Source organism: Saccharococcus thermophilus (genome assembly GCF_011761475.1).
Classification (GTDB): Bacteria; Bacillota; Bacilli; order Bacillales; family Anoxybacillaceae; genus Saccharococcus; species Saccharococcus thermophilus.
Window position 1 is genome coordinate 1,996,790 of sequence record NZ_JAASRS010000001.1, and the last position, 21,510, is coordinate 2,018,299.

At 47.2% G+C, this 21,510-nt stretch carries 20 protein-coding genes and 1 other annotated feature; of the genes, 2 read left to right on the plus strand and 18 right to left on the minus strand.

Annotated elements, in window-relative coordinates:
* Positions 1 to 46: 46 nt before the first annotated feature.
* The 10 genes from aspS to BDD39_RS10520 form a co-directional block, all read right to left on the minus strand.
* Positions 47 to 1,822: an aspartate--tRNA ligase gene (aspS, locus tag BDD39_RS10475; RefSeq protein WP_166910490.1), complete on the minus strand. Its 1,776-nt coding sequence runs from the start codon at positions 1,820 to 1,822 to the stop codon at positions 47 to 49.
* Positions 1,823 to 1,835: 13 nt separating this feature from the next.
* The gene (hisS, locus tag BDD39_RS10480; RefSeq protein WP_166910491.1) at positions 1,836 to 3,107 is read right to left on the minus strand and encodes a histidine--tRNA ligase; all 1,272 of its coding nucleotides are present in this window, start codon (positions 3,105 to 3,107) and stop codon (positions 1,836 to 1,838) included.
* A gap of 47 nt (positions 3,108 to 3,154) precedes the next feature.
* Positions 3,155 to 3,386 (minus strand) — a binding site (T-box leader).
* A 68-nt stretch (positions 3,387 to 3,454) separates the two neighbouring features.
* Positions 3,455 to 3,640, minus strand: a complete 186-nt coding sequence (locus tag BDD39_RS10485; RefSeq protein WP_166907061.1) for a hypothetical protein — start codon at positions 3,638 to 3,640, stop codon at positions 3,455 to 3,457.
* 87 nt (positions 3,641 to 3,727) lie between these two features.
* Positions 3,728 to 4,183: a D-aminoacyl-tRNA deacylase gene (gene dtd / locus BDD39_RS10490; protein ID WP_166910492.1), complete on the minus strand. Its 456-nt coding sequence runs from the start codon at positions 4,181 to 4,183 to the stop codon at positions 3,728 to 3,730.
* 14 nt (positions 4,184 to 4,197) lie between these two features.
* Positions 4,198 to 6,396 (minus strand): RelA/SpoT family protein, encoded by a 2,199-nt coding sequence (locus BDD39_RS10495; RefSeq protein WP_166910493.1) that lies wholly within the window; start codon positions 6,394 to 6,396, stop codon positions 4,198 to 4,200.
* A 190-nt stretch (positions 6,397 to 6,586) separates the two neighbouring features.
* Positions 6,587 to 7,108, minus strand: a complete 522-nt coding sequence (locus tag BDD39_RS10500) for an adenine phosphoribosyltransferase (RefSeq protein WP_166910494.1) — start codon at positions 7,106 to 7,108, stop codon at positions 6,587 to 6,589.
* Positions 7,108 to 9,465 carry a single-stranded-DNA-specific exonuclease RecJ gene (gene recJ / locus BDD39_RS10505; RefSeq protein ID WP_166910495.1) on the minus strand — a complete coding sequence of 786 codons (2,358 nt, stop codon included), beginning with the start codon at positions 9,463 to 9,465 and terminating at the stop codon, positions 7,108 to 7,110. Before recJ ends, BDD39_RS10500 begins: the two co-directional genes overlap by 1 nt.
* 57 nt (positions 9,466 to 9,522) lie before the next feature.
* Complete coding sequence (locus BDD39_RS10510) at positions 9,523 to 10,425, minus strand: cation diffusion facilitator family transporter (protein ID WP_166910496.1); 903 nt, start codon at positions 10,423 to 10,425, stop codon at positions 9,523 to 9,525.
* A gap of 173 nt (positions 10,426 to 10,598) precedes the next feature.
* Complete coding sequence (gene secDF, locus BDD39_RS10515; RefSeq protein ID WP_166910497.1) at positions 10,599 to 12,851, minus strand: protein translocase subunit SecDF; 2,253 nt, start codon at positions 12,849 to 12,851, stop codon at positions 10,599 to 10,601.
* Positions 12,852 to 13,038: 187 nt separating this feature from the next.
* Positions 13,039 to 13,332 (minus strand): post-transcriptional regulator, encoded by a 294-nt coding sequence (locus tag BDD39_RS10520; RefSeq protein ID WP_166910498.1) that lies wholly within the window; start codon positions 13,330 to 13,332, stop codon positions 13,039 to 13,041.
* 116 nt (positions 13,333 to 13,448) lie between these two features.
* Here BDD39_RS10520 and spoVB point away from each other — a divergent pair, with 116 nt between their 5' ends.
* Together spoVB and BDD39_RS10530 are read left to right on the plus strand one after the other, a co-directional pair.
* Positions 13,449 to 15,011 carry a stage V sporulation protein B gene (spoVB, locus tag BDD39_RS10525; RefSeq protein ID WP_166910499.1) on the plus strand — a complete coding sequence of 521 codons (1,563 nt, stop codon included), beginning with the start codon at positions 13,449 to 13,451 and terminating at the stop codon, positions 15,009 to 15,011.
* 67 nt (positions 15,012 to 15,078) lie between these two features.
* Positions 15,079 to 15,453 (plus strand): TIGR04086 family membrane protein, encoded by a 375-nt coding sequence (locus tag BDD39_RS10530; RefSeq protein ID WP_166910500.1) that lies wholly within the window; start codon positions 15,079 to 15,081, stop codon positions 15,451 to 15,453.
* A gap of 41 nt (positions 15,454 to 15,494) precedes the next feature.
* Here BDD39_RS10530 and yajC read toward each other — a convergent pair whose 3' ends face one another.
* The 8 genes from yajC to BDD39_RS10570 form a co-directional block, all read right to left on the minus strand.
* Complete coding sequence (yajC, locus tag BDD39_RS10535) at positions 15,495 to 15,770, minus strand: preprotein translocase subunit YajC (RefSeq protein WP_166910501.1); 276 nt, start codon at positions 15,768 to 15,770, stop codon at positions 15,495 to 15,497.
* A gap of 23 nt (positions 15,771 to 15,793) precedes the next feature.
* Positions 15,794 to 16,936 carry a tRNA guanosine(34) transglycosylase Tgt gene (gene tgt / locus BDD39_RS10540; protein ID WP_166910502.1) on the minus strand — a complete coding sequence of 381 codons (1,143 nt, stop codon included), beginning with the start codon at positions 16,934 to 16,936 and terminating at the stop codon, positions 15,794 to 15,796.
* 17 nt (positions 16,937 to 16,953) lie between these two features.
* Positions 16,954 to 17,982, minus strand: a complete 1,029-nt coding sequence (gene queA / locus BDD39_RS10545; protein WP_166910503.1) for a tRNA preQ1(34) S-adenosylmethionine ribosyltransferase-isomerase QueA — start codon at positions 17,980 to 17,982, stop codon at positions 16,954 to 16,956.
* A 15-nt stretch (positions 17,983 to 17,997) separates the two neighbouring features.
* Positions 17,998 to 18,204, minus strand: coding sequence for a DUF2905 domain-containing protein (locus BDD39_RS10550; RefSeq protein ID WP_166910504.1), 207 nt, complete (start codon positions 18,202 to 18,204; stop codon positions 17,998 to 18,000).
* Positions 18,201 to 19,202, minus strand: a complete 1,002-nt coding sequence (gene ruvB / locus BDD39_RS10555; protein ID WP_166910505.1) for a Holliday junction branch migration DNA helicase RuvB — start codon at positions 19,200 to 19,202, stop codon at positions 18,201 to 18,203. The genes BDD39_RS10550 and ruvB overlap by 4 nt, the downstream gene beginning before the upstream one ends.
* Before the next feature lie 15 nt (positions 19,203 to 19,217).
* A complete protein-coding gene (gene ruvA, locus BDD39_RS10560) occupies positions 19,218 to 19,823 on the minus strand; it encodes a Holliday junction branch migration protein RuvA (RefSeq protein ID WP_166910506.1) in 606 nt (201 codons plus the stop codon).
* A gap of 122 nt (positions 19,824 to 19,945) precedes the next feature.
* Positions 19,946 to 20,431: an intercompartmental signaling factor BofC gene (locus tag BDD39_RS10565; RefSeq protein ID WP_166910507.1), complete on the minus strand. Its 486-nt coding sequence runs from the start codon at positions 20,429 to 20,431 to the stop codon at positions 19,946 to 19,948.
* 195 nt (positions 20,432 to 20,626) lie between these two features.
* Positions 20,627 to 21,370: a YebC/PmpR family DNA-binding transcriptional regulator gene (locus tag BDD39_RS10570; RefSeq protein WP_166910508.1), complete on the minus strand. Its 744-nt coding sequence runs from the start codon at positions 21,368 to 21,370 to the stop codon at positions 20,627 to 20,629.
* Between the last annotated feature and the right edge of the window lie 140 nt (positions 21,371 to 21,510).

Sequence of the window (21,510 nt, forward strand, 5' to 3'; positions counted from 1 at the left end):
CCGCCTACACGCTTTTTTATAATTAGAGCAATAAAACAGCCGCTGCTTACTCTTCTTTTTTCCATTGGACCGCTAAATGCAATTCTTCTAGCTGCTGCTCGCTGACTGGGCTAGGCGCTTCGGTAAGCAGACAGCTAGCGCTCGCCGTTTTTGGAAACGCGATTGTATCGCGCAAGTTGGACCGTCCCGCCAGCAGCATGACAAGGCGGTCTAAGCCGAGCGCAATGCCGCCATGCGGCGGGGTGCCGTATTCAAACGCTTCAAGCAAGAAGCCAAACTGCGCGCGCGCTTCCTCTTCAGTAAATCCTAAGGCGCGGAACATCTTTTCTTGCACTTCGCGCTCAAAAATCCGCATCGAACCGCCGCCAAGCTCATAGCCGTTGAGAACAAGGTCATACGCCTGTGCTCTTACTTTTTCTGGATTCGTTTCAAGTTTCGGCAAGTCTTCCCGCACCGGCATCGTAAACGGATGATGGGCTGCGTAATAACGCCCTTCTTCCTCGTCATACTCAAGAAGCGGCCAATCCGTAATCCAAAGGAAATGGAGCTTCGTTTCATCAATTAAATTTAAATCTTTGCCAAGCTTCAGCCGCAGGGCGCCAAGCGCATCGGCAACCACCGCTTTTTGATCGGCGACAAACAGCAATAAATCTCCTTTTTCCGCTTCTAGTGTTTTTGTAAGTCCTGCTTGCTCTTCTTCGGTGAAAAATTTCGCAATCGGCCCTTTCAGTCCGTCTTCCTCCACTTTCAACCATGCCAGCCCTTTTGCGCCGTAGCGGGCGACAAATTCGGCCAACCCATCAATATCCTTTCGGGAATACTGATCTGCCGCGCCTTTTACATTGATCGCCTTTACTTGTCCGCCGTTAGCGACAGCTCCAGCAAACACTTTGAATGAAGAATTCTTCACAATTTCTGATACATCGACAAGCTCTAAACCAAAACGTGTATCCGGCTTGTCCGAACCGTAACGGCTCATCGCCTCATCATACGACATGCGCGGGAACGGAAGAGAAACATCGATTCCTTTTGCCGTTTTGACAACGTGGGCCATCATTCGTTCCGTTAAATCCATAATCTCTTCTTGGCTCATAAACGATGTTTCGATATCGATCTGCGTAAACTCCGGCTGCCGGTCGGCGCGCAAATCTTCATCGCGGAAACAACGGGCAATTTGATAATACCGCTCAAATCCGGCAACCATTAACAATTGCTTAAATATTTGCGGCGACTGCGGCAGCGCATAAAATTCGCCTGGATGAACGCGGCTTGGCACTAAGTAGTCGCGTGCGCCTTCTGGCGTGCTTTTCGTTAAAATCGGCGTTTCCACTTCTAAAAACCCTTCGCTGTCTAAAAAGTCGCGGATCGCTTTCGTCACCCGATGGCGAAGCTGCAACGTGCGGAACATCACCGGGCGGCGCAAATCTAAATAGCGATACTTCAAGCGCACTTCTTCAGCAACGTCTGTTTGGTCAGAAATAACAAACGGCGGTGTTTTCGCTTCGTTAATGACCGTAATTCGCTCTGCTTGAATTTCAATTTTGCCGGTTGGAATGTTCGGGTTGACGGTTCCTTCCGCGCGGGCGACGACGGTGCCCTCTATGCTCAATACATATTCGTTCCGCACTTTTTCCGCAACAGCCAGCGCTTCCGGCGATACTTCCGGGCTGAAGACGACTTGCACGATGCCCGTTCGGTCACGAAGATCAATGAAAATGAGCCCGCCAAGGTCGCGGCGCTTTTGCACCCAGCCTTTGAGCACCACTTTTTCGCCAATCGCTTTTTCCGTGATTTCCCCGCAATAATAGGTCCTGCCAAACATGCTCATGCCCCTCCTATGCTAATCGTTCTTTTAAGAAATCGATCAATGACGGCAACGGTACTTCCGTTTGTTCCCCTGTACTCATTTCTTTTATATTGATGACATTTTTGGCGAGCTCATCGTCGCCAAGAATCGCCACAAATTTTGCGTTTAACCGGTCAGCCGCTTTCAGCTGCCCCTTTACTTTCCGGTCTTGGTAGTCTTTATCGGCGATCATTCCCGCTTTGCGCAGTTGATTTACTAATAATACAGACTCTCCTTTTGCCTTTTCGCCAACAGCCACGACATAACAATCAATTCCTTCACGAACCGGCAAAGCGATTCCTTCCGCCGCCAACGCGGCCAGAAGCCGCTCGATGCTAAGGGCAAAGCCAATGCCCGGCGTTTCCGGTCCGCCGATTTCCTGCACGAGCCCATTGTAACGGCCGCCGCCGCATAATGTCGTAATGGCGCCGAACCCTTCGGCATCGCTCATAATTTCAAATGTCGTATGGTTGTAATAATCCAACCCGCGCACAAGGCGCGCGTCTACTTCAAACGGAATGCCCAATTTCGTCAAGTACGATTTTACTTTTTCAAAATACTGGCGCGATTCCTCGTTTAAATAATCAAGGATGGACGGTGCTGTCGCCATCAACTCATGATCTCGGTCTTTTTTGCAGTCAAGGATGCGAAGCGGATTTTTCTCGAGACGCACTTGGCAGTCTTCGCAAAGTTCATGAATCCGGCTTTGGAAATGATCGATTAACGCTTGGCGGTGCGCTTTGCGGCTTTCGGCATCCCCAAGGCTGTTAATCACTAATTTTAATTGCTTTAATCCTAATGTTTGGTATAGTTCCATCGCCAACGCAATCACTTCCGCGTCCATCGCCGGATCATTGCTGCCGAGCGCCTCGACGCCGAATTGTACAAATTGGCGGAACCGTCCAGCCTGCGGCCGTTCATAGCGGAACATCGGCCCTATGTAATACAGCTTCACCGGCTGATTTGGATCGCCATACATTTTATGTTCCACAAATGAACGTACAACCGGCGCCGTGCCTTCCGGACGAAGCGTCAAGCTTCTTCCGCCTTTATCTTCAAACGTATACATTTCTTTTTGCACAATATCGGTCGTATCGCCGACCCCGCGCAAAAACAGCTCCGTATGTTCAAAAATCGGCGTGCGGATTTCATGATAATTGTAACGCTCGCAAATATCGCGGGCGATCTTTTCAATATACTGCCACTTTTCAACTTGACCAGGCAAAATATCTTGCGTTCCTCTAGGAATTTGAAAAGCCATAACAAACCTCCTTTGCCAAAATAAAAACGCCCTTGTTCCCTATAAACGATAGGGACGAGAGCGTTGTTCCCGTGGTGCCACCCTAATTGAAGCAAAAAAAGCTTCCACTTGTTACCGATAACGCGAGATCGCGTTCCCTTTTACTGGCGCCATGCACGTTCAAAGGGAAACCTACGGAGTGTCTTTCGTTAAGTCATCATGGAGAAATGCTTCCAGCCTCAGGCATTTCCTCTCTGGCCATGTGTATTCTTAACTACTTTTCTCCGTCATTGGTTGTTCATATGTATAATTTTTATAACTTATGTTACGAATGAAACGGCATTTTGTCAAGGAGAAATTCATTGTTCTTAGGAACGAAAAATTTGTTTTTTAAGTTTTTGTACGTCTCTTAGCGTCAAACCAAACTCAGACGCTAATTCAAAGGCGGTATATTCCGCCTCCTTTCTCATAAATTCGTGAAAATCGACATGAAATAATTCGCTTGCCTTGCGATGGGCAAACTCTCCTTTCGCGCTATGCCGCATTTTCTTCATCCTTCCTCATTGGAAATTCGTCGCGTCCGTTTGTTTTATTCTTTCCTATTTCGGCAAAAAATAAAATAAAAAAACGGGTGAACATTATTAGTTCCCCGTTTTTTCCTTGCTTTCGACAATGAGTGTCACCGGACCGTCATTAATGAGTTCTACTTCCATCATTGCACCAAATTTTCCTGTTTCGACGCGAATCCCTTTCTGCCGCAGCGCCTCGTTCAGTGCTTCGTACAACGGCAGCGCATGATCTGGTCTTGCGGCTTCCATAAAATTCGGCCGCCGCCCTTTTCGGCAATCGCCGTATAACGTAAACTGCGAAACAGATAAAATATCGCCGCCGATATCCAACACAGAAAGATTCATTTTTCCCGTTTCATCTTCAAAAATACGCAAATGGGCGATTTTATCGGCGATAAAGGCGACATCTTCGATCGTATCGCTATGGGTGACGCCGACAAGCAGGACAAGACCGTGCCCGATCGCCCCGACCACTTCTCCATTCACCGTTACTTTTGCTTTCTTCGCTCGCTGCACGACTACTTTCATAAACCGTTTCCTTTCTAGTTATTCATGATTCGCTGTACCGAGTAAATATCTGGTATTTGTTTAATACGGTCGACCACCTTTTGCAAATGGCTGACATTGCGAATCGCAATCGTCATATTAATCGTGGCGATTTTATTGCGGTGATCGGATCTGCCGGAAACAGCCGAAATATCTGTTTTTGTTTCATTCACCGCCTGCAACACTTCATTGAGCAGGCCGCGGCGGTCAAAACCGGTAATTTCAATGTCCACGTTATATTCGCGGCTTGTGTTTGCGTCGCTTTCCCATTCGACCGAAATTAAGCGGTCGGCCGCTTCTTCCGTCTGCACGTTAGGACAATCGACGCGATGGACGGAAACGCCCCGTCCTCTTGTAATAAAACCGATAATTTCGTCGCCGGGAACCGGGTTGCAACAGCGCGACAGGCGGATCAGCAAATTGTCCATCCCTTGAACGCGGATGCCGAAATCACGTTTCTTTCCGGCCGGCACTTTTGTTTCCAATATCGTCTCCGCCAATTTTTTTTGCTGTTCTTCTAAATCACGCTGCTTCCGCCATTTATCTGTTAAACGGTGAGCAATTTGCGCCGCGGTAATCCCGTGATAACCGACAGCGGCGTACATATCCTCTTCGTTGGAAAAATTGAATTTCTCCGCAACGCGCTTGACATTTTCTGCCGTTAAAATTTCTTTTACATCAAACCCAAGGCTGCGGACTTCTTTTTCGACAAGCTCTCTTCCTTTTTCAATATTTTCTTCCCGTCTTTGCTTTTTGAAAAACTGACGGATTTTATTTTTCGCATGGGATGTCTGCGCCAGCTTCAGCCAATCTTGACTTGGTCCGTATGAGTGCTTCGAAGTCAGAATCTCGACAATATCGCCTGTCTGCAACTTGTAATCAAGCGGCACCATTTTGCCGTTGACTTTGGCGCCGATCGTTTTATTGCCAATTTCCGAATGGATGCGGTAAGCAAAATCAATCGGCACCGAGCCGGCCGGCAATTCGATGACATCTCCTTTTGGCGTAAACACAAACACCATGTCGGAGAATAAATCCATCTTCAGCGATTCCATAAATTCTTCCGCGTTGCTTGCATCGTTTTGCCACTCTAAAATTTCCCGGAACCAGGAAAGCTTTTCTTCGAACGAATTTGGTTTGATTGTCTTCCCTTCTTTATATGCCCAGTGAGCGGCAATCCCAAACTCCGCGATTTGATGCATCTCAAATGTGCGAATTTGCACTTCAAGCGGCTCGCCTTTTGGACCGATCACGGTCGTATGGAGCGATTGGTACATATTCGGTTTTGGCATCGCAATATAATCTTTGAAACGACCCGGCATCGGCTTCCAGCAAGTATGGATAATGCCTAGTACGGCGTAGCAGTCTTTAATGCTGTTGACAATAATGCGGACGGCAAGCAAATCGTAAATTTCGTTAAACTGTTTGTTTTGCATGACCATTTTGCGGTAGATGCTGTAAATATGCTTCGGCCGGCCGGAAATTTCACACGGAATCTGAACCTCGTTCAACCGTTCACGTACTTCCTGAATCACTTCTTCCAAATATTGCTCGCGTTCGGCCCGCTTTTTCTTCATTAAGTTCACGATGCGGTAGTATTGCTGCGGATTTAAGTAGCGAAGAGCGGTATCTTCCAGTTCCCATTTAATTTTGGAAATTCCAAGGCGATGGGCCAACGGTGCGAAAATTTCCAGCGTTTCATTGGCGATGCGCCGCTGTTTTTCCGCCGGCAAATGTTTCAACGTCCGCATATTGTGAAGGCGGTCCGCTAATTTAATTAAAATGACGCGGATATCTTGCGCCATTGCTAAAAACATTTTGCGATGGTTTTCCGCTTGCTGTTCTTCCTGAGATTTATATTTAATTTTTCCTAGCTTTGTCACCCCGTTGACAAGCATCGCCACTTCAGCGCCGAATTCCTGTTCCAAATCCTCTTTTGTCGCCTCTGTATCCTCGACGACGTCATGGAGAAATCCAGCAGCGATCGTGGCAGGATCCATTTTTAGATCCACTAAGATCCCTGCGACTTGAATCGGGTGAATAATATACGGTTCCCCCGATTTGCGATATTGATCGCGATGGGCATGTTTCGCAAATTCATACGCCTTTTTAATAAATTCGACATCTTTTTCCGATAAATAACAGCCCGCTTGTTCAAAGACTTGCTCCGCTGTCAATACTTGTTCATTGGCCATAGGATCCTATCACCTTTACGTATAATAAAAATCATGTATTGATTACTATTATCATGAAAAATTTTTTTTATGTAAAGAGTTATGCAGTACCGTCCGTTTCCATATATAGGAAAAAACGTCTAATAAGAAAGAGCACTCAGAGAGTGCCCTTTTTATTTATTGTAGCGAAAGAAGCCAATCATGTCGATGGCTAGAATTGCATGAGCGTTAAAACATCATAGCCTTCTAGCTTTTTGCGTCCGCCTAGCTCGGTAAGCTCGATTAAAAAGGCAATGCCTGCTACGATGCCGCCAAGCTGTTCAACAAGCTGAATCGTGGCGCGAATTGTTCCGCCTGTCGCCAATAGGTCATCGGTAATCAGCACCCGCTGCCCCGGCTTAATTGCGTCTTTATGCATGGTCAGCACATCTTTTCCATATTCTAGACCGTATTCGACACGAACTACCTCCCGCGGCAATTTGCCTTCCTTGCGCACTGGGGCAAATCCGACTCCAAGGGCGTACGCAACCGGACAGCCGATAATAAATCCGCGTGCTTCCGGACCGACAACAATATCGATTTTCTTTTCGCGCGCATACTCCACAATTTGGTCTGTCGCATATTTATACGCTTCGCCTTTATCCATTAACGTCGTAATATCTTTAAACATAATCCCCGGTTTTGGGAAGTCAGGAACAATCGTAATATATTGTTTTAATTGTTTTAAGTCCATTACACATTTGCCTCCTCGTATGTTTGCGACCCTTTCATTTCGAAAAGACAACGCTTTAATTGTTCGTAAGTTGAATATAAAAGCACGTTTTCCAGCTCCAGCTGAGCTTGTTTCAGACGATATGTCGGCGATTCGTTTAAGTCACGCTTTGCCGGCTGCGGAACAAGCGATATCACGCCGTTATGCTCGGTAATAAATCCGAGCTCTAAAAATACTTTTGCCATAAAGTGGACAGTTTCTTCCGTCCATCCACGTGCACGTGCCAGTTGGCCGCCATGTTTGGCGATATGAAACACTCCTTGCTTTCGTAAAAATGCATAAAACCATTTAAAATGGTCGCGCGTCGGCAGCGTGCGGAAAAAATGAATCTCCCTTTGATAGAATACAGCATAAATGCGCGCAGGTAAACTAGAACGTAACAACATTTTTAACATTTGTAATGACGGAGGCAGATCCAATAGCACGACGTAGCAGCCGTCCAAACAAAGAGTTTCTGCTTCTTCGCCGGAATGAATATAATGCAATTCGTCCTTAAATGATGCAATATCGGAAATTTGCTCCGTTTCTTTGCGAAACGTAATAAGCAGCCGTTTTTCTTTTGGAAGCGATGCAATGAGGGAACGAATATCCCTTTGGCCGCGAACGTCAAATAATTGGCATTCACTTACAGCGGCGTCATAAATCATCAGCTGCGGCTTGCGCAACCCATTCCATTCATTCACAGCTAATTCGCCGACAACAGATACTTTTGCATCTGGAGCGATTTCATTATATAGATGACCAAAGCCAAACCCTATGCCATCCACAGTGGCGCCATTTTGGGCAAAAACCGCCTTTAAATGAGATTGATCGGCGCCAATGCGGCGCATCATTTCCACGGAAACATTTTCAATTAAAAAAAGCGGCTTCGCATTGCCAACGCCAAACGGCGCGAATTTTTCCAGCTGCTCGGCTGCTGACAGCGTTAAATCAGAGACGGAACAAACCGCATCGATGACCGTAATCGGGGTGAAATCATCGTCAGACAACGTTTTATCGGCAAGAGCGTTCAGACGCTGCCGCAATTCGTCAATATGATCGATCGATAATGTCATTCCGGCTGCCATTGGGTGGCCGCCAAAATGCGGCAAAATATCACGGCATGTCGATAAGCTGGCAAAGAGGTCAAAACCATGGATGCTTCGCGCCGAGCCTTTCGCCATTCCTTTTTCAGCATCAATGCTTAAAACGATCGTTGGCCGGTAAAATTGTTCGACTAACCGGGAAGCAACGATGCCAATGACCCCCGGATTCCATCCTTCTTTCGCCACGACAAGCACTTTATTCTTGGCCGGCGGAAACTGTTTGCGGACGATTTGCGTCGCTTCTTCCGCTATTTCCGCTACTAGCTGCTGTCGTTCGCGATTAAGGTCATCCATTTCTTTCGCAAGCCTTTTCGCTTCCGCTTCATCCTCGGTCATGAGCAGCCTTACAGCTGGATCCGCCCCGCCTAAACGTCCAACTGCATTCATCCGCGGCGCAATCACAAAGCCAACCGTCTGTTCGTTGATTTCCTTCGCTTCTATCCTGCATTGCTGCCATAAGGCGCGCAAGCCAATGCGCTTTGTGCGACGCAGTTCGTCAAGTCCTTGCGCAGCCAGCAAGCGGTTTTCTCCAGTTAGAGGCACCAAATCAGCGATCGTCCCAATTGCGACGACATCCAATAAATGACGCGGGACATCCCCTAGCAATGCATGGGCAACTTTAAACGCTACCCCTACACCGGCTAGCTCACGAAACGGATATGTACTTCCAGGTTTTTTTGGATGAATAATTTCGTACGCTTCCGGCAACACCGGCCCCGGCTCATGATGGTCAGTAATAATAACGTCCATGCCAAGCTCATTGGCAAGAGCCACTTCCTTCGCCGCCGCGATGCCATTATCCACCGTAACAATAAGAGAAACACCTTGCTCCTTCGCGCGGCGAAAAGCGTTTTCATTCGGACCGTATCCTTCGGTAAAGCGATTGGGAATGTAAAAGTCAACGACAGCTCCGGCTTCTTTTAAAGCGCTAAGCATGACCGTTGTGCTGCATACACCATCTGCATCATAGTCACCGTATACTAAAATAGACTCGCCTTGCCGTATTGCCTGCTCTATCCTCGCAATCGCTCGTTCCATTCCATCGAGCAAAAATGGATCATGAAACGGCTGCTTGAGCGGATGCAAAAAGGCGTCTGCCTCTTTCGCCGTACAAACGCCGCGATGCACAAGAAGCTTGGCAATCAGCGGATCGATGTGCAACTGTTCTGCTAAATGTTTAACGATCTGTTCGTCAGGATGCTTCACATCCCAACGCGTTTTTGCTGTTAGCATGTATCCCACCTCAACTCTTCCTATTATACAAAAAGGAAAAAAGGGTGGGCAATGAAGTTACGAGTTTTTTTCCGGACGATAAGGATTGATGTGCACCATCACATTTTCCACGCGCGGAAGCGCCAGCAGTTTTTCCTTCACTTTTTTGCCGATGCGGTGCCCTTCTTCAACGGTAATAAAAGGATCGACAGCAATTTTTAAATCGACAATGACGTAATGCCCATGTTCGCGCGCATGCAATTCATGAATTTGTTTGACATCGGGGAACGACAATACGGCCTTGCGCAAATATTCCGTTTCCTCTTCATGCAATACATGGTCGATCGCCGTATGAGTCGATTCCTTTCCTAACTCCCATGCCATTTTTAATACGAGAAGAGAAACGAACAAACCGGCAATCGGATCGGCATATATCAGCCAGCCGATCCCCCATCTTCCGCCTGTGATCGCCGCGCCAACGCCGATGAGGGCGGCAATCGAGGAGAAAACGTCCGAACGATGTTCATAAGCGTTGACGATAATGGCGTCGCTGTTTAATTTTTTTCCTAGGCGATATTTATAGCGAAACATCGCTTCCTTTACCACAATTGAGATGACTAACACATATACCGCGATCATTTCCGGCGGCCTGAGCGGCTGAAAAAAAGCAAGCACGGCCGATCGTCCGATTTCTATCCCAATGATAAATAAAAGCACCGCGACAACAATCGCCGCAATGGACTCGGCTTTCCCGTGACCATATGGATGATCCTCATCCGGCGGCCGCCTCGCCGCGCGCAAACCAATCCATACCGCGAGCGATCCGGCGACATCGGAGGCGGAATGGACGGCATCGGCAAGCAGCGCCTTGCTGCTGCCTAACACTCCCGCCACTCCTTTAACAACGGCCAGCGCAACATTGCCGACGATTCCAACGATGGCGGCAAATTCCGCTTGATGAAAACGTTCTTCCTTTTTCACGCCCCCACTCCTTTCTATTCCATGTCTGCTTTCTATAGTTTATAGTTTATCCGTTTTTTCGCCCCCTCAATAAAGAAAGGATATTTTATCCGCGAACATTCCCTCTATAAACGAAAAAGTGCTCCGCTTCTTTACGGAGCACTTTTTAATGAATCCCGCCAATGATTTCAAGCTTATACTTGCGGTTCCAGCTCTTTCGCGGAGCTCTTTTTCCCTTTTCCTTTTTTCAGCTGGTTTCCTTTCCAAACTACCCATAATTGCGACGCAATGCATAGCGAAGAGTAAACACCGCATACAAGCCCGACAAGCAGGGCGATATTAAAGTTGAAAATCGCTTCGCTGCCAAAGATTAAAAGAGCGACAACGGTAAAGATAACCGTTAATACCGTATTAATCGAGCGGGTAAGCGTTTGTTGCAGCGCTCTGTTGACAATATGTTTCAAATCGTCTACCGTTTTCACTTTCCGCTTTTTCATCAAATCGCGGATGCGGTCAAACGTAACGATCGTATCGTTGATCGAGTAACCGATGATCGTCAGCACCGCGGCGATAAACGTCAAATCCACCTCCAACCGAGTCAGGCTGAAAAAGGTGATGATGAAAAACGCATCGTGAAGCAGCGCGATAATCGCCGCCAGCGCCATATATAGCTCAAAGCGGATCGTCACGTAAATAATAATTCCAAGCGAGGAAATCAGCACAGCAATAAACGCGTTGCGCGCCAATTCTTTTCCAACGACCGGCGACACCGTGCTTACGTTCGGCTCAGAGCCGTACTTTTGTTTAAAATGCGTTTTCAGCTCGGCAATCTCTTTTTTGTTTAATACGCCGATAAAACGAGCCACGCCAATGTTATTGCGGTCGCCGGACAACACAACATCCTCCGGTTTCAGCCCCAGCTGCTGGAATTCTCCTTTTAGCTGTTCCGCATTGATCGGCTTGTCGCTCATCACTTCGACGCGCGTCCCGCTCGTAAAATCAATGCCAAGATTCAGCTTCATCGTCAGCAACGCAACAATTCCGGCTACCGTTAACAATCCGGAAAACAGGAAAAATTTTTTGCTATGTTTGACAAAATCCCAGCGGTCGAATTTGGTCGGCACTTCCGTATCATCTGTGGTTTCCGCGATATTTAAGATTTCCGATTTTTTTACGCCAAAATAGCCTGGTTTATTGTTCAGCCAACGGCTGTGAACAAGCAGGCCGAGCAGCAGGCGCGTGCCATACACCGCCGTGATAAAGCTGGCTAAAATGCTGATGATGAGCATCGTCGCAAACCCTTTGACCGAGCTTGTCCCGTAAATGAAAAGAACGACACCAGCAATAATCGTCGTGACGTTCGCGTCCAAAATCGTCCTAAACGCCCCTCTATTTCCTGAACGGAACGCCGACATAATTGACTTGCCGAGCTTAATCTCCTCTTTAATCCGCTCATACGTAATGATGTTGGCGTCTACCGCCATTCCGACACCTAAAATAAGCGCGGCGATTCCCGGCAGCGTCAACACGCCGTTCATCCAATCAAAAATAAGAAGAATCAAGTAAATATACACCAACAACGTGATGACTGCGATAACCCCCGGCAGGCGGTAAAATAAAATCATAAACAGGAAAATAGCAACAACACCGATAATGCCGGCTAAAATCGTTTTTTGCAGGGCGTTTTGGCCAAACTGTGCTCCGACCGATGTCGAGTAAATTTCTTTTAACTCGACTGGAAGCGCGCCAGCATTAAGCAAATCGGCTAATTGTTGCGCCTCCTTAACGGTGAAATTGCCTACGATGGAGACATCGGTTTGGTCAAATACCTGGTTTACCGCTGCTGCAGAAATAAATTTTGGATGGGCCTTTCCGGCCTCTTTTCGATAGGAGTCTTTTCCCTCTTTAAAATCAAGCCAAATGACCAACAAGTTGTTTGGCGGTCCCATTTTATATACTTTTTCTGTCACTTGTTTAAATTTATTCGCATCTTTTAATTTAATCGCGACACTTGGTTTTCCGTTTTCATCGAACGACAGCTTTGCTCCGCCTTGGACAAGATCGCTTCCATCCATTAACACGTTGTCATTGACGTCGCGGAACGTTAATTTGGCTTGCGTCGATAAAATTTCGCGCGCTTGATTTTGGTCCTTAACCCCAGCAAGCTGAACGCGAATGCGGTTTTTTCCTTCGATTTGAATGTTAGGCTCGCTTACACCGAGCACGTTAATCCGCTTGTTTAACGCGCTGACCGTGCTTTTTAGCGTTTCTTGGTCGATCTTATCGCCCTTTTTTGCCGGCTTTACTTCATAAAGCACTTCAAAACCGCCTTGCAAATCAAGGCCTAATTTCATGTTATGTACAATTCCTTGAATCGTCGGCCCCATCACTCCTACAAAAAGCAAAAGCAACAGGAAAAACGCGACAATGCGACTGCGTTTCACCATCGTGAAAAAATCCTCCTTCAGCTCATCTTCCCACTAAGGGCCCGTCTCACTCCGCCAACGGGAAAAATCATTGTTACAGATTATCTGTTTCGTTTGCGACAGCTAGTTTTGTATCCGCCGGCATCAAGATATCTCTCAATATCCCCATTATGAAACAGCAAACGAAAACTGTCAATTTCCTACATCACTATAATAATTCCTTCAACATGGCTTCTAAATCATCATCACCCGCCAAACGCTGTTCTTTATAGGATTGCATCGTAATAAATGACATATATTCGCCGATTTGTAGCGATAAAATATCACTGACAAGCTCATATAATTTTCTTTCTTCCCCATTTTTCCACTTTTTTTGCAATAGGCATTCCCATATTTGTTCCATGGTCACTTGCTTGTAGCCAAGCAAGCGAAATTCGTCATACTTGCATTGCAACGCCGGCATCAGCAGTTCACGCAATTCCTTTTGTTTTTCCTTTTCCATTTTCTCCTTTTCTCCCCCTGCGCAATCGCCCACAATACTTGTCATGCTTGTTTATATGTACTGCATATAGTTAATTGTATAAAAGATTATGGCATTTGAGAAGGTAGGGAGAGGCGATGTCTAAATTTTTACAAGGAACGATGATTTTAATTGTTGCCGGCTTCATTACAAGAATACTTGGCTTTGTCAATCGCATTGTTGTTGCACGCGTCATCGGCGGAGAAGGCGTCGGCTTATATATGATGGCGATGCCGACATTAGTGCTTGCCATTACTATTACGCAAATGGGGCTCCCTGTTGCCATTTCCAAACTCGTCGCGGAAGCGGAAGCCATCGGTGACCGAGAAAAGGTGAAAAAAATTCTCGTCGTCTCGTTAACGATTACCGGTGCGCTTAGTGTAGTCTTCTTCCCTGCGATGATCTTGCTCGCCCCGTTGTTAGCACGAACGTTATTCACCGACCCGCGCACCTATTATCCATTAATCGCCATCGCTCCAGTCGTCCCAATCGTCGCCATTTCTTCCGTTTTGCGCGGGTATTTCCAAGGGAAACAGCAAATGAAACCATACGCCTATTCCCAGGTTTTGGAACAAATCGTCCGCATCAGCTTAATCGCCATATGTACGAAAGCGTTATTGCCGTACGGCATTGAATACGCCGCTGCCGGCGCCATGTTCTCCTCGGTAATCGGCGAATTGATGTCGCTAGTATATTTGCTTTGTATGTTTCGATTGAAGAAATCGATGAAACTGCGGACAAAATTTTTCCATTATGTAAAAGCCGAAAAAGAGACGTTTGCCAGTTTAATGCGCATTGCTTTACCAACGACAGGAAGCCGCCTCATCGGTTCGCTTTCCTGGTTTTTCGAGCCGATCGCCGTCGCCAACAGCCTGGCCATTGCCGGGGTGGCAACGAGCCTGGCGACAAAACAATACGGCCAGCTGACCGGTTACGCGCTCCCGTTATTAATGCTGCCTTCCTTTATTACGTATTCGTTGTCGACTTCGCTCGTCCCCGCCATCAGTGAAGCGATGGCGCAAAGGCAGATGCTGCTAATGGAGCACCGCATTCAGCAGGCTATGCGCCTTTCGCTTGTGACAGGCGGTCTTTCTGTCGCCGTTTTATACGTATTTGCCGAACCGCTGATGCAATTGATGTATGGAACAAGCGAAGCGACGATGTTTGTCAAAGTGATGGCACCGCTTTTCCTTTTCTATTATTTTCAAGGTCCGCTGCAAGCCGTGTTGCAAGGTCTTGATTTAGCCAATGCAGCGATGATCAACAGCCTGATCGGTGCGGTGGTAAAGCTCGCTTGCATTTTCGCACTCGCCACCCAGCCTCGTTTAGGAATTATGGGGGTGGCGTTAGCGATTGCCATCAATACGGTGCTTGTCACTCTGCTTCATTTTGCAACAATGATGAAGGTGGTGTCCTACTCCATTTATGTCATGGAATATATGAAAGCATTTTTATCGATTATTGCCGCAGGGGTTATCGGATATGTATCCTTTCACTATTCTTTCGCTTCCCTCCCGCTTTCGCTGCAAACATCGGCATCTATCATCGTTACCATTATCGTTTACTTGCTTCTATTAATCATTTTTCAATTAATTAAGCGGGAAGAGCTTGCCTATATTCCGGGAGTCAGCCTTTTCGTTGCGAAAAAAAACCGCAAATAGACTTCTAAACATGTCCGCAGCAGAATATACTTTGGTGAAATGGATTATCGGCGACGGGGGGAGAAAGATGTCAAGGTTAGGAACGGCTGTTGTTTACGGCATCGTAACTATTTTCATATTGGCAGCTTTTATTAGCTTCTTTTTATCCCTTATACTCAAATGGACCGACATACAAGAATCTTCGCTAACGTGGGTTATTTTTGCTGGATCGCTTCTTTCCATGTTCATCGGCGGGGTGGTAGCCGGCGGAAAAGGAAAAGAAAGAGGCTGGCTAACCGGCGGGATTACTAGTTTATTATTTACCGTCATCGTATTTCTTTTTCAATTTTTAGGATTGGAAAAATCTTTCACCTTGGAACAATGGATCTATCATCTCATCTTTTTCGTCGCGGCGGCACTCGGCGGCATCGTTGGCGTCAATCTGAAAGCATCGCGCGGCTAAAAGAAAAACGGCTACCTCTCCTATTGGTAGCCGTTTTTCTTTTATTTTTTATTACTTTCCGCCACTACTTCGCGCACCGCTGAGCGGTCATATGTAAGACGGGTGCCATCGCCTGCCCGAATCACGACTTTGTCTTCATCGACGGAATCGATGATCCCATGCAAACCGCCAATCGTGATGATTTTATCTCCTTTTTTCAAGTTCGCCTGCATTTGCTGAACCGCACGCTGCCGTTTTTGCTGCGGCCGAAGCAACAAGAAGTAAAAAATGACAAAAAACAGGATAATCGGCAATAAATTTGCAATCACTGGATTCATCCGTTTCCCTCCTTTCCCGATCGTTAAAAGTTTTTCGCGTTTGGTTTATTGAAACCGTAACGTTCGAAAAATTCCTCGCGGAAATCACCGAGACGGTCTTCGCGAATCGCCTGTCTCACTTGCTCCATTAATTTTATCAAAAAATAGACGTTATGGTAAGAAGTTAAACGAATGCCAAACGTTTCTTCACATTTGATGAGATGGCGAATGTACGCGCGTGTATAATTGCGGCAAGTGTAGCAGTCGCAGTTCGGATCAAGCGGCGAAAAATCGCGGGCGTATTGCGCGTTTTTAATGACGACCCTTCCTTCGCTTGTCATCACGGTTCCGTTGCGGCCGATCCGCGTCGGAAGCACGCAGTCAAACATATCGATGCCGCGAATCGCCCCATCGATGAGCGAATCCGGCGAGCCGACTCCCATCAAATAACGCGGCTTATTCGCCGGCAAGAGCGGCGTCGTAAACTCGAGCACCCGGTTCATTACTTCTTTCGGCTCGCCGACGGACAGGCCTCCAACCGCATACCCTGGAAAATCTAACGACACCAAGTCTTGCGCGCTCTGTCTCCGTAAATCTTCAAATTCCCCGCCCTGCACAATCGCGAACAAGCCTTGTTCATTCGGACGCTTATGCGCTTTTAAACAGCGTTCCGCCCAACGGCTTGTCCGCTCTACGGACTTCTTCATATATTCATACGTAGACGGATACGGCGGGCATTCGTCAAACGCCATCATAATATCTGAGCCAAGCGCGTTTTGGATTTCCACCGCCTTTTCTGGTGACAGAAACAGCTTATCGCCGTTTAAATGGTTGCGGAAGTATACCCCTTCTTCCTCGATGCGGCGAAACTCGCTTAAACTAAACACTTGAAAGCCGCCGGAGTCGGTAAGAATGCCGCGGTCCCAGTTCATAAACGAATGGAGGCCGCCCGCTTCTTTCACGATATCCGGCCCTGGGCGCAGCCAGAGATGATACGTGTTGCTTAAAATCACGCCGGCGCCCATTTCCTTTAATTCTTCCGGTGATAACGTTTTTACGGTCGCCAACGTCCCGACCGGCATAAACATCGGCGTTTCAAACGAACCGTGCGGCGTATGGAGAATCCCCAGGCGCGCGCCCGTTTGCTTGCATGTTTTGATAAGCTCGAAACGAATCGGTGATGTCAATCGAACGTTCCCCTTTCTTAAATAATCAGCATCGCATCGCCAAAGCTAAAGAAACGATAGCGCTCTTTTACCGCCACATTATAGGCATGCAAAATATTTTCGCGGCCGGCGAGCGCACTGACAAGCATGATGAGCGTGGATTTTGGCAAATGGAAGTTGGTCACCAGCCCATCAATTCCTTTAAATTCATAGCCTGGATAAATAAAAATATCGGTCCAGCCGCTTTCCGCGACAAATTTGCCGTCATGTCTTGTCGCAACCGTCTCTAGCGTACGCGTTGATGTCGTGCCGACAGCGATAATACGTCCTCCTTGCTGTTTCACCTCATTTAACAGCTGTGCGGTCTCCTCGGACATTTGATAAAATTCCGCATGCATATCATGCTCTTCAATGTTTTCAACGCTTACCGGACGGAACGTGCCAAGCCCGACATGAAGGGTAATAAAGGCGATATGCACCCCTTTGGCGCGGATATCGTCCAAAAGTTGTTCCGTAAAGTGAAGGCCGGCTGTCGGCGCCGCTGCCGAGCCGACTTCCCGGGCATAGACGGTTTGATAACGTTCCGGGTCCTCCAATTTTTCTTTAATATACGGGGGCAGCGGCATTTCCCCAAGCTGTTCGAGCACTTCGTAAAAAATGCCTTGATAGGAAAATTCCAAGACGCGGCCGCCATGCTCTAACGTATCGATGCATACCGCTTTCAGCCGGCCGTCGCCAAACGTAATTTCCGTGCCGATTTTTACGCGTTTCGCCGGCTTCACTAACGTTTCCCAACGGTCCCCTTTCAATTGTTTCAAAAGCAATACTTCAATATTGGCGCCCGTATCTGTTTTTTCGCCATAAAGCCGCGCCGGCATGACACGCGTATCATTCAGAACCAGGCAGTCCCCTTTGCGTAAATACGAGATAATATTGCGGAAAGTTTCATGACGGATTTCTCCCGTTTTTTTATTTAACACCATCAGCCGCGAAGCGTCGCGGTTTGATAGCGGCGTTTGCGCAATCAATTCTTCTGGAAGTTCAAAGTCAAACAAGTCGATTTTCATGCTGCTCTCCTTTCTTTAGCGAAACCTTCCTAGCACATAGAAAATAAGCGACAGCACCACGCTTAGCAAAATTGACGTGACAACCGGAAAATAAAACGTCACATTTCCTTTACGGATCACAATGTCTCCAGGAAGCCGGCCTAGTTTAATAAACTGCATGACAAAGCCGATGATAATCAACACCACGCCAATTGTCATAATGAATTTAGGCAGGCTGTTCATCGCTTCGGAACCTCCATTCCAAAATGTTCATAGGCAATCGGCGTCACAACGCGGCCGCGCGGCGTTCGCTGCAAAAAGCCGATCTGCAGCAAATACGGTTCATACACGTCTTCAATCGTCTGCGTCTCTTCGCCGATCGTCGCGGCAATGGTCTCAAGGCCGACCGGCCCGCCGGCGAATTTTTCGATAATCGCTTTCAAGAGCTTATGATCGATATGATCAAGGCCCAATCGGTCGACTTGCAGCAGCTCGAGCGCTTCTTCCGCCAGCGGAAACGTAATCGTCCCGTTCCCCCGCACTTGCGCAAAATCGCGAACCCGCCGCAATAGGCGGTTGGCGATGCGCGGCGTGCCGCGCGAGCGCCGCGCGATTTCCGCCGCTGCTTCCGGCGCGATCCCGACCTGCAAAATTTCCGCTGTCCGCATCACAATTTGGCTAAGGTGCTCTACATTATAATACTCTAAGCGGCTGATGACGCCAAACCGGTCGCGAAGCGGAGCAGATAAAGCCCCCGCCCTTGTCGTGGCGCCGACAAGGGTAAACGGCGGCAAGTCAATGCGAATGGACCGGGCCGTCTGCCCTTTGCCGATGACAATATCTAAACAATAGTCTTCCATCGCCGGATACAGCACTTCTTCCACCGTACGGTGCAGCCGGTGAATCTCATCAATAAATAATACATCTCCTGGCTCTAACGATGTTAAAATGGCCGCTAAATCGCCGGGGCGTTCAATCGCCGGGCCGGAAGTGGTGCGCAAATGGACGCCCATCTCATTGGCAATAATCGCCGCCAGCGTCGTCTTGCCCAGGCCGGGAGGGCCGTATAATAGGACATGGTCCAGCGTTTCTTCACGCATTTTCGCCGCTTCAATAAATACTTTTAAATTTCCTTTCACTTTATCTTGTCCAATATATTCATGCAAAAACTTTGGGCGGAGGCTGTATTCAAGTGAAACGTCTTCACAGTGGACGTCACCGGAGACGAGGCGTTCTTCCATCTTCCACCCCTCCCTTTATTTCAGCAGCTGCTGCAGCGCGCGCTTCACATACTGCTCGGTAGATAAACTTTCTTTCCTTAGCGCCGGTATCACTTTTTGAATTTCCCGTTCCCCGTAGCCGAGCGCCTTTAATGCCTCGATGGCCTCCTCAAGCGCAGCGGCATAAAGCGATTCCGCCCCCTCCTGATGGGGAGCGAGGCCAGCACGCGGCGTAGGCGCAATCGCCGCCAGCTTTCCTTTTAAATCGAGAATCATTTGCCGGGCCGTTTTTTTTCCGACCCCAGGAAACTTGCATAAAAACGCTTCATTTTCTTGTTCGATCGCTTCAATCAGCTGCTCTGGCTGTCCCACGGCTAAAATCGCCAGCCCTCCTTTAGGGCCAATTCCGGACACTTGCAATAGTTTGGCAAACAGCATTCGCTCCTCGCGGGTGCGAAAACCGTACAAAGCAATGAGATCTTCACGTACGTATTGATATGTATAAACCGTTACGATCGTATCGCGGTTTTCTTGAAAAGAAAACGGATTGGGCGTAAAGATTTGGTATCCAACGCCATTGTTGTCGATGACAATATATTCCGGACAAACGTAATCCACATACCCGCGGACAAATTCAATCAACGCTTTGCTCCTCTCCTTTTCCTTCTGCCTTCTCATTGTATCATACCATTACATTATAGCAAAAAGCGAATGTATATTCCTGTTTCAAACATAAAAAAAGACTTACCTTAAGATAAGTCTTTCTATCGGATCACCGCAAAATGGCGATATGTTTCAATCACGTCTTGATATTGCGATTTGGAGAGGACGCGAATTCCTTTTTTCAATTGTTCTTGCTGACGGCTTTCCAGCTTTTTCACATCAATTTGAAAGAAAGATTGGATAATCTTATTGGAACGGGTCGGTTTTCCGTTAAAAATCGACAACGTCCCATCTTCCGTAATTCCGAAATAGCCGTTTGCCTTTAAGAGCGGGGAAATATCGTTTACCGTTTTGCGGAATACAATCGTTCGATCATCCATATTAATCAGCTGCCAGTCCTTATATTTTTTCCATATCTCTTTCAGCGAAACAACCGTTTCTTCTTTCGTTTCTTGGCTCACCTCTCCATCAAGGTATTGCTGTTGCAAAACCACCGTCATTTTTACGGAATCTGATGCGGCAGCAACATTGCCAATAGGCAGCGCCGATAACAACATCACCATGAAGAAAGCGGCAAGAATTCGCATCTCCTTTTCCTCTCTTTCAAGATAAAATGAACCATATGTCTATTTCTATTTTCGCCTATATGAGCAATTTTATCCATTTTCTCCCCTCCATTCTGCCGTTATTATTTTCGCGAATTGGCATTTCTATGTAGCATTTATCGAATAATGGCGAAAAAAATCCCGATGTCTCAAGACATCGGGATTGGGTTTCATTGTTTATTCGTCCTCCAATACGGACTCGTCTAAATTATGATACACTTCCTGGACATCATCGTCATCTTCCAGCGTATCGATCAGTTTTAACATTTTCTTCAAATCATCACCGGCAAGCGTCGTATACGTTTGCGGAATCATCGTAATTTCCGCGCTGGCAAACGTAAAACCTTGTTGCTCTAATTGTTCCTTTACTTCTTCAAATGTTTCCGGCGTTGTATAAATTTCAAACGAATCTTCCGTCGTTTCCATTTCTTCCGCTCCCGCTTCGATCGCCTGCAGAAGCATCTCATCTTCGTCAATGTCCAGCCCTTCGCGGGCGATAACGAGCAGCCCTTTGCGCTCAAACAAATAAGAAACGCAGCCGGTTTCGCCTAAATTGCCGCCGTTTTTCGAAAAGGCCACGCGTACGTTCGAAGCGGTACGATTTTTATTATCCGTTAAGCAAACGACCATCACGGCAACGCCGCCAGGTCCGTATCCTTCATAGCGAATTTCTTCATAATTTGTATGTTCTTGGTTTCCCGTTGCTTTTTTAATCGCGCGTTCAATATTTTCGCTTGGCATATTGGCGGCTTTTGCTTTTTCGATCACCAGGCGCAAGGCCGAATTCGACGCTGGGTCGCCTCCGCCCGTTTTTGCCGCTACATAAATTTCTTTCGCCAATTTCATAAATAATTTGCCGCGCTTTGCGTCTTGCGCGTTTTTACGGCGTTGAATATTCTTCCACTTCGAATGTCCAGCCATCGAAATTTCTCCTCTCATCGCAACGAAATTTCCGATACTACTATACCAAAAAAAGAGGAAAATGTCATATAACAAAAAATAACCGATTCTTCTCCCGCCCAGCTGCTTTGCTCGTTGAACCGGAAATATCGGCTATGTTT

What these genes read in the sequence shown, in the direction of transcription:
- yajC (WP_166910501.1), bottom strand. Translation starts at nt 15,770, where the DNA reads ATGAATCCAGTGATTGCAAATTTATTGCCGATTATCCTGTTTTTTGTC.
- secDF (WP_166910497.1), bottom strand. Translation starts at nt 12,851, where the DNA reads ATGGTGAAACGCAGTCGCATTGTCGCGTTTTTCCTGTTGCTTTTGCTT.
- hisS (WP_166910491.1), bottom strand. Translation starts at nt 3,107, where the DNA reads ATGGCTTTTCAAATTCCTAGAGGAACGCAAGATATTTTGCCTGGTCAA.
- ruvB (WP_166910505.1), bottom strand. Translation starts at nt 19,202, where the DNA reads ATGGAAGAACGCCTCGTCTCCGGTGACGTCCACTGTGAAGACGTTTCA.
- BDD39_RS10495 (WP_166910493.1), bottom strand. Translation starts at nt 6,396, where the DNA reads ATGGCCAATGAACAAGTATTGACAGCGGAGCAAGTCTTTGAACAAGCG.
- aspS (WP_166910490.1), bottom strand. Translation starts at nt 1,822, where the DNA reads ATGTTTGGCAGGACCTATTATTGCGGGGAAATCACGGAAAAAGCGATT.
- BDD39_RS10550 (WP_166910504.1), bottom strand. Translation starts at nt 18,204, where the DNA reads ATGAACAGCCTGCCTAAATTCATTATGACAATTGGCGTGGTGTTGATT.
- queA (WP_166910503.1), bottom strand. Translation starts at nt 17,982, where the DNA reads ATGAAAATCGACTTGTTTGACTTTGAACTTCCAGAAGAATTGATTGCG.
- BDD39_RS10570 (WP_166910508.1), bottom strand. Translation starts at nt 21,370, where the DNA reads ATGGCTGGACATTCGAAGTGGAAGAATATTCAACGCCGTAAAAACGCG.
- BDD39_RS10500 (WP_166910494.1), bottom strand. Translation starts at nt 7,108, where the DNA reads ATGGACTTAAAACAATTAAAACAATATATTACGATTGTTCCTGACTTC.
- BDD39_RS10530 (WP_166910500.1), top strand. Translation starts at nt 15,079, where the DNA reads ATGTCAAGGTTAGGAACGGCTGTTGTTTACGGCATCGTAACTATTTTC.
- recJ (WP_166910495.1), bottom strand. Translation starts at nt 9,465, where the DNA reads ATGCTAACAGCAAAAACGCGTTGGGATGTGAAGCATCCTGACGAACAG.
- BDD39_RS10520 (WP_166910498.1), bottom strand. Translation starts at nt 13,332, where the DNA reads ATGGAAAAGGAAAAACAAAAGGAATTGCGTGAACTGCTGATGCCGGCG.
- BDD39_RS10565 (WP_166910507.1), bottom strand. Translation starts at nt 20,431, where the DNA reads ATGCGAATTCTTGCCGCTTTCTTCATGGTGATGTTGTTATCGGCGCTG.
- dtd (WP_166910492.1), bottom strand. Translation starts at nt 4,183, where the DNA reads ATGAAAGTAGTCGTGCAGCGAGCGAAGAAAGCAAAAGTAACGGTGAAT.
- BDD39_RS10485 (WP_166907061.1), bottom strand. Translation starts at nt 3,640, where the DNA reads ATGAAGAAAATGCGGCATAGCGCGAAAGGAGAGTTTGCCCATCGCAAG.
- spoVB (WP_166910499.1), top strand. Translation starts at nt 13,449, where the DNA reads ATGTCTAAATTTTTACAAGGAACGATGATTTTAATTGTTGCCGGCTTC.